Raw genomic sequence first — 9469 nt, 5'->3', positions numbered from 1 at the left:
CACGCGGCTGAAGCGGGCCGCGTTAGAGATCACCGAAGCCGCCTTCACGCGGGCCACGGCCGCCTTCACGCGGACGGTCGTCACGGTCGCGCTTCTGCATCATGGCAGACGGACCTTCTTCATGCTTCTCGACGGCGATCGTCATGTAGCGAAGAACGTCTTCGCTGATGCGCATCTGACGTTCCATTTCCTGGACGGCAGCAGCCGGGGCATCAATGTCCATCAGGGCGTAGTGCGCCTTACGGTTCTTCTTGATGCGGTAGGTGAGGGACTTGAGGCCCCAGTTCTCGATACGCCCGACCTTACCGCCATTCGCTTCGATCACACCCTTGTACTGTTCTACGAGGGCATCGACCTGCTGAGCGGAAATATCCTGCCGGGCAAGGAATACATGTTCATAAAGAGCCATGACAGCTTTGCCTTTCTTGCGTTTGGTTCAACCCGATATTCGGCGGCTAAGCCTCAACGACTGCTCCTGATTGGGCGGACCCAGGCAAGAAAGCGTTTCCGAGACGGTCGAGAGCGGAGACACGGGAGGCTGGAACGCTTCCGTTCCGAACGATTTCCGAAAGGAAACCGGCCCTCCGTTCAGCCACCAGCCAGAAGACCGGGTTAACGAACAGCGCGGCTTATACGGATTTTTCGGGGAAAGGCAAGCGCAATCGGACAATCGAACCCGACGCAGACCGGTGAGTAGAGCATGATGCCGAAAACTGTGAGCGGTTTTCGGGCGACATCATGCTCTCATCCCGTTCGGCGTCGGGCAGGCGCTAAAGGAATATGATCAAAGCGTCAGCGGATACTGCCGGTGCACCTTGGCGATCTCCGTGAGCACCTCGTCCGAAAGCGTTAGGTTGGCCGCACTGATATCGACTTTCAACTGCTCCATTGACGTCGCGCCGATGATGACCGAAGCCATGAACGGCCTTGATCGGCAGAAGGCAAGCGCCATCGCTGCCGGATCGAGACCGTATCTGGCCGCGATCTGCAGATAGGCTTTGGTCGCCGGCTCTTGCAGGGGCTGCAGGCGGCCTCCGATATCGGGGTTGATCGAACCGCGCGAACCCTTCGGCCTGACACCATCGACATATTTTCCGGAGAGGATGCCGCCGGCGAGCGGCGAATAAGCGAGCAGCCCGACATCCTCGTGATGCGAGAGCTCGGCGAGATCGAGATCGAAATGGCGGTAGAGCAGATTATATTCGTTCTGGACGCTCGCAACGCGCGGCAGGTTCTTCTGTTCGGAGAGCGTCAGATATTTCTGTATGCCCCAGGTGGTCTCGTTGGAAAGACCGATCGCGCGGATCTTGCCTTCCTTCACCAGCGCACCGAGCGTTTCCAGGATGTCGAGCATATTGGCGACGGCCTTGTCGCGATCCTGGTTGAAGGGATTGTAGCTCCAGTTCTGGCGGAAATGGAAATGGCCGCGGTTCGGCCAGTGGATCTGGTAGAGGTCGATATAATCGGTCTTCAGCCGCGCCAGACTGGCCTCGAGCGCCAGGCGGATATTCTTTGCATCGGCACCTTCGCCGCCGCGTATATAGTCGCGGCCGCGGCCTGCGACCTTGGTGGCGAGCACGATATCGCCGCGCTTGCCGGTCTTCTTGAACCAACTGCCGATATAGTCTTCGGTCCAGCCCTGTGTCGCCGCCGAAACCGGGGTGGTCGGATAAAGCTCGGCCGTGTCGAAGAAATTGACGCCCTTTTCGACGGCGTAGTCCATCTGCGCATGAGCATCGGCTTCGCTGTTCTGCGAACCCCAGGTCATGGTGCCAAGGCAAATCTCTGAAACGGAAATCTCAGTGCGGCCTAGTGAATTGTACTTCATGAAAAAACCTTGGGAGAGAGGTGAAAGCCTTGGGGAGGTCCGCGCAAATCTAGGCTGGATTTGGCGGAGCGCAAGAGCAAAAACCGGGCTTTTACGCCGATGCGAAAGGCTTTGCGGAGAATGAGGCGCCACTTGACTCTGCCGGAAAGAATGTCAATTGGAGGCAAAACAGCCTTAAGGGGCGTAATCAGGGACATGAAAATGACCATCGCTTTCACTTTTCCCGGTCAGGGCAGTCAGGCCGTCGGCATGGGCAAGGATCTCGCCGAGAATTTCGCGGAAGCTCGCGCCGTTTTCGACGAGGTCGATCAGGCGCTCGGTGAAAAACTTTCGGACGTCATGTTCAACGGTCCCGAGGATACGTTGACGTTGACGGCGAATGCCCAGCCGGCGCTGATGGCCGTCTCAATCGCCGTCGTCCGCGTTCTCGAAGCCAAAGGGCTGGATCTGAAGTCGAAGATCGCCTACGTCGCCGGTCATTCGCTCGGCGAATATTCGGCACTTTGCGCCGCCGGCACCTTTTCGCTCGCCGACACCGCGCGGCTGTTGCGCATCCGCGGCAATGCCATGCAGGCGGCCGTCCCAGTCGGCGTCGGCGCTATGGCCGCGATCATCGGCCTCGAACATGCCGACGTCGTTGCCGTTTGCGAGGCAGCGGCCGCTGCCGGCGCCTGCCAGATCGCCAACGACAATGGCGGCGGCCAGATCGTCATCTCGGGCGAGAAGGCAGCCGTCGAAAAGGCGGCCGGCCTTGCGACCGACAAGGGCGCCAAGCGCGCCATCCTGCTGCCGGTCTCCGCTCCGTTCCATTCGACACTGATGGCGCCGGCCGCCAACGCCATGCGCGAAGCGCTGGCAACGGTCGCCAAATCCGATCCGGTCGTGCCTGTCATCGCCAATGTCCGTGCCGCGCCCGTGACAGGCGCCGACGAGATCGCCAGCCTCCTGGTCGAGCAGGTGACCGGCCAGGTCCGCTGGCGCGAGACGGTGGAATGGTTCGCCGGAAATGGCGTCACGACGCTTTATGAACTCGGTTCCGGCAAGGTGCTGACCGGCCTTGCCCGCCGCATCGACAAGACGATCAACGGCATCTCTGTCAACGGTCCGGCGGATATCGACGCGGCCGTCGCCGCCCTCATGGCCTGATTGGTATCTCCAGATATAAGGAACGTTTCCATGTTCGATCTTTCCGGCCGCAAGGCTCTCGTCACCGGCGCATCCGGCGGTATCGGCGAGGAAATCGCCCGCCTTCTTCATAAGCAGGGCGCTATCGTCGGCCTGCACGGCACCCGCGTCGAGAAACTGGAAGCGCTGGCCGCCGATCTCGGCGAGCGCGTCAAGATCTTCCCGGCCAATCTGTCCGACCGCGATGAGGTCAAGGCGCTCGGCCAGAAGGCCGAAGCCGACCTCGAAGGCGTCGACATTCTCGTCAACAATGCCGGCATCACCCGCGACGGGCTCTTTGTACGCATGAGCGACGAAGATTGGGACGCGGTCCTCGAAGTGAACCTGACATCGACGTTCCGCCTGACGCGCGAATTGACGCATCCGATGATGCGTCGCCGCTATGGCCGCATCATCAACATCACCTCCGTCGTCGGCGTCACCGGCAATCCAGGGCAGGCCAACTACTGCGCCTCCAAGGCCGGCATGATCGGCTTCACCAAGTCCTTGGCGCAGGAAATTGCCACCCGCAACGTGACGGTCAATTGCGTGGCACCGGGCTTCATCGAGAGCGCCATGACCGGCAAGCTGAACGACAAGCAGAAGGAAGCGATCATGGGGGCGATCCCGATGAAGCGCATGGGCACGGGCGGCGAGGTCGCTTCGGCGGTGGCTTACCTTGCGTCCTCCGAGGCTGCTTACATGACGGGTCAGACGCTGCACGTAAACGGCGGCATGGCGATGATCTGAAACGACAAACTGTTGGCATGGGAATATTTCCGCCAATAGCATGTTGAGCAATCACGAACCGTTGATTTTCTGGCTTTGCGGCAGACATAAAGCATGTTAAGCGGGCCATGACTGTCAACAGTCGTCCCGAGAAAGCAGACGGACCGGCGGGCTTTTTTGCAAGCCTGGGACATCTCTGAAGCCGGGTAAACGAGTTTGCCGAGGATGTCTGAAAACATCGCAGGCTGAAACAGGGTAGGGGTGCCGCGATGGCATTCCGATCAGGACATAAGGTCGAGGAAACCGACATGAGCGATATCGCAGAACGCGTAAAGAAAATTGTTATTGATCATCTTGGCGTTGATGCCGACAAGGTCGTCGAGAGCGCCAGCTTTATCGACGATCTGGGCGCTGACTCGCTCGACACGGTCGAACTTGTCATGGCTTTCGAAGAAGAATTCGGCGTTGAAATTCCTGACGACGCTGCCGACTCGATCCTGACGGTCGGCGATGCCGTGAAGTTTATTGAGAAGGCCCAGGCCTGATCCTGTGAATTTGAGAAAGGGCGGGCCTGGAGTCCGCCCTTTTCTTTTCGGCATACTTCTCCATAGAACATAAGAGACGGGGGAAAGCACGCGATGAGACGTGTCGTCATCACCGGTACCGGCATGGTATCACCCTTGGGATGCGGAACCGAGGTGACGTGGTCGCGGCTGCTTGCCGGTCAGAACGGCGCCCGCCTCGTCACCGAATTCGAGGTCGATGACCTTCCCGCCAAGATCGCCTGCCGTATTCCTATCGGTGACGGCACCGACGGCACCTTCAATGTCGATCAGTGGATGGAGCCGAAGGAGCAGCGCAAGGTCGACCCCTTCATCATCTACGGCATGGCCGCCGCCGACATGGCGCTTGCCGATGCCGGCTGGCATCCTGAAACCGATGAGGACCAGATCGCCACCGGCGTGCTGATCGGCTCTGGCATCGGTGGTATCGAAGGCATCGTCGAGGCGGGTTACACCCTGCGCGACAAGGGCCCGCGCCGTATCTCGCCCTTCTTCATTCCCGGCCGCCTGATCAACCTCGTCTCCGGCCAGGTCTCGATCCGCCACAAGCTGCGCGGACCCAATCATTCGGTCGTCACCGCCTGCTCGACGGGTGCGCATGCGATCGGCGATGCCGCGCGGCTGATCGCGCTGGGTGACGCCGACGTCATGGTCGCCGGCGGCACGGAATCCCCCGTCAGCCGCATTTCGCTTGCAGGCTTTGCCGCCTGCAAGGCGCTATCGACCCAGCACAACGACGACCCGCAGAAGGCTTCGCGCCCCTATGATCGCGACCGCGATGGCTTCGTCATGGGCGAAGGCGCCGGCATCGTCGTGCTCGAGGAACTGGAACACGCCAAGGCGCGCGGCGCCAGGATCTACGCCGAAATCGTCGGCTACGGCCTGTCAGGCGATGCCTATCACATCACTGCGCCGTCCGAAGACGGCGAGGGTGCCGGCCGCTGCATGGCGATGGCGCTGAAGCGCGCCGGGCTGACGCCGGCCGATATCGATTACATCAACGCCCACGGTACCTCGACCATGGCCGATACGATCGAACTCGGCGCCGTCGAGCGGTTGGTCGGCAACGCGGCGTCGAAGATCTCCATGTCTTCGACCAAGTCGGCGACTGGACACCTTCTCGGTGCAGCCGGCGCCATCGAGGCGATCTTCACCACGCTCGCCATCCGCGACAATATCGCGCCGCCGACGCTCAATCTCGACAATCCCGAACGAGAGACGGCGATCGATCTTGTTCCGCACAAGGCTCGTGAGCGGGAAATCAATGTGGCGCTGTCCAACTCGTTCGGGTTCGGCGGCACGAACGCGTCGCTCGTGCTGCGCCGTTACGCGCAATAAAAGTCCTGTGCGGTGGAGCGGGTCTCCCTTACACCGCAACCGGCCGTCCTCTACGTTGCGTAGGAGGGCGTGCGAAAGCATAACGACCGGCAACGGCGTCTTTGAACGGCGGCAGAACCTGCTTTTGCCGCATTGCTTCGCGAAATAGCGAAGTGAGGGTCAAGTTTTAGAGGATTGCCGGTGAGCGATACGACGAACCAGAGCAACGATAGCCAGGCGCAGAAGGGACCGATCATCCCGAAGTCGCCGAACGAAGCCCTGCGTCCTGAGCGTGTCCCGGAGCCGCCGCGGCGGTCCAGGAAAGCCCGCGGCCAGGTCGTTCTTTTCCTGAACTTCATCATGACGCTGGCGGTTCTGGTCTGCGTCGTCGCCGTCATCGGCTTCTACTATGCCACATCGACCTATCGGAACCCGGGTCCGCTGCAGACCAACACCAATTTCATCGTCCGCAACGGCGCTGGTCTGGCCGAAATCGCCTCGAACCTCGAGCGCAACGCAATCATCAGCGATGCCCGCATTTTCCGCTATCTCACGGCAACGCATCTTTCTGCCGGTGAGAGCCTGAAGGCGGGTGAATACGAGATCAAGGCGAAGGCCTCCATGAGCGATATCATGGAGCTTCTGAAATCGGGCAAGTCCATTCTCTATTCGGTTTCCTTCCCTGAGGGCTTGACGGTCCGCCAGATGTTCGACCGCATGCTGCAGGATACCGTGCTCGAAGGTGACTTGCCGGCCGCACTGCCGACCGAGGGCAGCCTGCGTCCGGATACCTACAAATTCTCGCGCGGCACCAAGCGCGCGGAGATCATCGACCAGATGGCGGCTGCACAGCAGAAGCTCGTCGATCAGATCTGGGACAAGCGCGACTCCTCCCTGCCGCTGCGATCCAAAGTGGAATTCGTGACACTCGCCTCGATCGTCGAAAAGGAAACCGGCGTTCCCGACGAGCGTGCCCATGTCGCCTCCGTGTTCCTGAACAGGCTCGGCAAGGGCATGCGCCTGCAGTCCGATCCGACGATCATCTACGGTCTCTTCGGCGGCGAGGGCAAACCCGCCGACCGGCCGATCTACCAGTCGGACCTCAAGCGGGACACGCCTTACAACACCTATGTCATCAAGGGTCTGCCGCCGACGCCGATCGCCAATCCCGGCAAGGATGCGCTGGAAGCCGTCGCCAATCCCTGGAAGACGCAGGACCTTTATTTCGTCGCCGACGGCACCGGTGGCCACGTTTTCGCTGCGACGCTCGAGGAGCACAATGCCAACGTCAAGCGCTGGCGCAAGCTCGAAGCCGACAAGGGCTCGGACCCGAACATCGCAGTCGACGGCCAGCCGGAAGAGCAGCCAGCGGATAATGGCGCCACCGTCGTGCCGCCGAAGAAAAAGAAGATCAACTGATACTTTCGGGAGGCACGCATGGCTTTGCAGTCCATGACCGGTTTTGCGCGGCGCGAGGGAACGAGCGGCCGCTGGCGCTGGGCATGGGAATTGCGCTCGGTCAACGGCAAGGGCTTCGACCTGCGCCTGCGCCTGCCGCCTGGCCTCGAGCGCATGGAGGCAGACGTCCGCCGTCTCGCCGGCGAAAGCTTCAGCCGCGGCAACCTGCAGGCATCGCTATCCGTCACCGCCGACGAGAACCGTTTCGAGGCGGTGCTGAACAAGGAGGCGCTCGCTGCCGTGCTTGCCATGCGCGAGCAGTTGGACGGCGTCATCGATCCGTCGCCACTGAAGCTCGATACGCTGCTCCTGGTGCGCGGCATCGTGGAATTCCGCGAAAGCGAGGATGGCGAGGAGGCGCTTGCCGCCCGTGACGCCGAGATCGCTGCCGGCTTGCTGGCCGCGCTTTCCGATCTGAGAGCAATGCGCGAACAGGAAGGTTCGGCGCTGACGCGTATCCTCCTCGACCATGTCACGACGATCGAAGGCCTGACACGAACGATCGAGCTCGATCCGTCTCGCTCGCCGCAGGAGATCGCCGCGCGGCTGGTCGCGCAGGTCGCCTTGTTGATGGATGGCATGGCCGCACTCGACCGCGACAGGCTGCATGCCGAAGCCGCACTGCTGGCGACCAAAGCGGATCTGCGCGAGGAAATCGATCGTCTCAAGGCTCATGTCGCCGCAGCGCGCGATCTCCTGGTGAAAGGTGGGCCTGCCGGGCGCCGGCTGGACTTCCTTGCACAGGAATTTAACCGCGAATCGAATACCATCTGCTCGAAGTCGAACGCCTCGGCGGTCACCGCTGCCGGCATCGAGTTGAAAGTCGTGATCGACCAGTTCCGCGAGCAGGTCCAGAATTTGGAGTAAGACATGAACCCGGCGAAATCCTCGCCCGTGCAGATCGCCCGCCGCGGTCTGATGCTTGTCATCTCGTCGCCGTCGGGCGCCGGCAAGTCCACCATCGCGCGCACGCTTCTGGAGACCGACAGGCAAATCGGTCTTTCCGTCAGCGTCACCACACGTCATCGCCGCCCGAGCGAAGTCGAGGATGTGCATTACCACTTCAAGAGTGTGCGCGAGTTCGAGCGGCTGCGCGATAGCGACGCGCTGCTCGAATGGGCCGAGGTGCATGGCAATTTCTACGGCACACCGCGCGAGCCGGTCGAGCAGGCCATGGCCGAAGGCCGCGACATGCTCTTTGATATCGATTGGCAGGGCGCCCAGCAATTGCAGGAGAAGATGTCGGCCGACGTGGTCTCGATCTTCGTGCTGCCTCCGACCATGACGGAACTCCAGTCGCGGCTGCATCGCCGTGCCGAGGATTCCGAGGAGGTCATCCAGACGCGCCTCGCCAATAGCCGCGCCGAGATCGCCCACTGGCGCGAATACGACTACGTCATCATAAACGACGATCTCAACGCCGCCCTCGACGCCGTCCAGTCGATCGTCAAGGCCGAACGCCTGCGCCGCGACCGCCGCCATGGCATGTTCGACTTCGTCCGTGCATTGCTGGAAGAGACGCCGTCGCTTTAGAGCAGCTCCTGGGAAAACCGCTTCGCACGTTCCTGGAATTGCCCTACAGGCTGTTTGCTAGAAGGCAGAATTCCTCGACAGATAGGGTTTCCGCCCGCCGCGCCGGATCGATCCCGGCCTTGACAAGTAGGCTCTCGCCGCCGAGCGATTTCAGGCTTTGGCGCAGCATCTTGCGACGTTGGCCGAATGCGGCCTGCGTCACTTTTTCCAGATTGGCGACAACGCAGGGGATCGGGTTTTCGCGAGGGGTTAGCTGCACGACCGTCGACGTCACCTTCGGCGGCGGCGTGAAGGCTTGCGGCGGCACGTCGAAGGCCATGCGTGCCTCTGTTCGCCAGCCGCAGAGCACGCCGAGACGGCCGTAATGGTCGTCGTCTTCGTTGGCGACGATGCGCTCGCCGACTTCTTTCTGAAACATCAGCGTCAGCGACTGCCAGAACGGTGGCCAGGCTTTCGGCAGCAGCCAGTTGACCAGCAACTGCGTGCCGACGTTGTAGGGGAGGTTGGCAATGATCTTGATCGGGCCTTCCGGCGCCAATGTCTCGAAATCCGTCTTCAGCGCATCGCCTTCGATCACCTCCAGCCGGCCGGGATAATGATCAGCGATCTCGGCGAGCGCCGGCAGGCAGCGTGTATCCCGCTCGATGGCGACAACCTTCCTGGCGCCGAGCGCCAGGATCGCGCGCGTCAGCCCGCCGGGGCCGGGGCCGACCTCAAAAACGGTCGCATCGTCGAGCGCCCCCGCCGTGCGGGCGATCTTCTGGGTGAGGTTGAGATCGAGCAGGAAGTTCTGCCCGAGCGCCTTGCGCGCGTCGAGGCCGTGACGCTGGATCACGTCGCGAAGCGGCGGCAGGCCATCGAGTGCTGCCATCAGCGG

At 61.6% G+C, this 9469-nt stretch carries 10 protein-coding genes; 7 read left to right on the top strand and 3 right to left on the bottom strand.

What is annotated here, in order from left to right:
- Nucleotides 1–22: 22 nt before the first annotated feature.
- Together rpsF and MOV76_RS36765 are read right to left on the bottom strand one after the other, a co-directional pair.
- Nucleotides 23–409 carry a 30S ribosomal protein S6 gene (gene rpsF, locus MOV76_RS36770; protein WP_247266393.1) on the bottom strand — a complete coding sequence of 129 codons (387 nt, stop codon included), beginning with the start codon at nt 407–409 and terminating at the stop codon, nt 23–25.
- Between the two features lie 375 nt (nt 410–784).
- Complete coding sequence (locus tag MOV76_RS36765; protein ID WP_247266392.1) at nt 785–1828, bottom strand: aldo/keto reductase; 1044 nt, start codon at nt 1826–1828, stop codon at nt 785–787.
- Nucleotides 1829–2029: 201 nt separating this feature from the next.
- Here MOV76_RS36765 and fabD point away from each other — a divergent pair, with 201 nt between their 5' ends.
- From fabD to gmk, 7 genes are all read left to right on the top strand, one after another.
- The gene (gene fabD, locus MOV76_RS36760; protein WP_247266391.1) at nt 2030–2974 is read left to right on the top strand and encodes an ACP S-malonyltransferase; all 945 of its coding nucleotides are present in this window, start codon (nt 2030–2032) and stop codon (nt 2972–2974) included.
- Between the two features lie 30 nt (nt 2975–3004).
- On the top strand, nt 3005–3742 hold the full coding sequence (fabG, locus tag MOV76_RS36755) for a 3-oxoacyl-[acyl-carrier-protein] reductase (RefSeq protein ID WP_018241446.1): 738 nt from the start codon (nt 3005–3007) through the stop codon (nt 3740–3742).
- A 287-nt stretch (nt 3743–4029) separates the two neighbouring features.
- Nucleotides 4030–4266 (top strand): acyl carrier protein, encoded by a 237-nt coding sequence (locus tag MOV76_RS36750; protein ID WP_003547058.1) that lies wholly within the window; start codon nt 4030–4032, stop codon nt 4264–4266.
- Nucleotides 4267–4359: 93 nt separating this feature from the next.
- Nucleotides 4360–5622, top strand: a complete 1263-nt coding sequence (fabF, locus tag MOV76_RS36745) for a beta-ketoacyl-ACP synthase II (protein WP_018447415.1) — start codon at nt 4360–4362, stop codon at nt 5620–5622.
- A 180-nt stretch (nt 5623–5802) separates the two neighbouring features.
- A complete protein-coding gene (mltG, locus tag MOV76_RS36740; RefSeq protein WP_026230833.1) occupies nt 5803–7020 on the top strand; it encodes an endolytic transglycosylase MltG in 1218 nt (405 codons plus the stop codon).
- 18 nt (nt 7021–7038) lie between these two features.
- On the top strand, nt 7039–7926 hold the full coding sequence (locus MOV76_RS36735) for a YicC/YloC family endoribonuclease (protein ID WP_018241449.1): 888 nt from the start codon (nt 7039–7041) through the stop codon (nt 7924–7926).
- Nucleotides 7927–7929: 3 nt separating this feature from the next.
- Nucleotides 7930–8592: a guanylate kinase gene (gene gmk, locus MOV76_RS36730; RefSeq protein WP_065277875.1), complete on the top strand. Its 663-nt coding sequence runs from the start codon at nt 7930–7932 to the stop codon at nt 8590–8592.
- 43 nt (nt 8593–8635) lie between these two features.
- On the opposite strand, the gene rsmA is transcribed toward gmk, so the two are convergent.
- Nucleotides 8636–9463 (bottom strand): 16S rRNA (adenine(1518)-N(6)/adenine(1519)-N(6))-dimethyltransferase RsmA, encoded by an 828-nt coding sequence (gene rsmA, locus MOV76_RS36725; protein WP_247266394.1) that lies wholly within the window; start codon nt 9461–9463, stop codon nt 8636–8638.
- Between the last annotated feature and the right edge of the window lie 6 nt (nt 9464–9469).

Origin of the sequence: Rhizobium sp. PRIMUS64 (assembly GCF_023006465.1) — a bacterium.
Lineage (GTDB): Bacteria > Pseudomonadota > Alphaproteobacteria > Rhizobiales > Rhizobiaceae > Rhizobium > Rhizobium leguminosarum.
Note: the sequence above shows the minus strand (reverse complement) of the source record. Positions and strands in the feature narration are given on the sequence as shown.

Excerpts from the sequence above, each read along its gene's own strand:
- rsmA (WP_247266394.1), bottom strand. The coding sequence starts at position 9,463 with ATGGCAGCACTCGATGGCCTGCCGCCGCTTCGCGACGTGATCCAGCGT.
- gmk (WP_065277875.1), top strand. The coding sequence starts at position 7,930 with ATGAACCCGGCGAAATCCTCGCCCGTGCAGATCGCCCGCCGCGGTCTG.
- MOV76_RS36750 (WP_003547058.1), top strand. The coding sequence starts at position 4,030 with ATGAGCGATATCGCAGAACGCGTAAAGAAAATTGTTATTGATCATCTT.
- fabF (WP_018447415.1), top strand. The coding sequence starts at position 4,360 with ATGAGACGTGTCGTCATCACCGGTACCGGCATGGTATCACCCTTGGGA.
- fabG (WP_018241446.1), top strand. The coding sequence starts at position 3,005 with ATGTTCGATCTTTCCGGCCGCAAGGCTCTCGTCACCGGCGCATCCGGC.
- rpsF (WP_247266393.1), bottom strand. The coding sequence starts at position 409 with ATGGCTCTTTATGAACATGTATTCCTTGCCCGGCAGGATATTTCCGCT.
- MOV76_RS36765 (WP_247266392.1), bottom strand. The coding sequence starts at position 1,828 with ATGAAGTACAATTCACTAGGCCGCACTGAGATTTCCGTTTCAGAGATT.
- fabD (WP_247266391.1), top strand. The coding sequence starts at position 2,030 with ATGACCATCGCTTTCACTTTTCCCGGTCAGGGCAGTCAGGCCGTCGGC.
- MOV76_RS36735 (WP_018241449.1), top strand. The coding sequence starts at position 7,039 with ATGGCTTTGCAGTCCATGACCGGTTTTGCGCGGCGCGAGGGAACGAGC.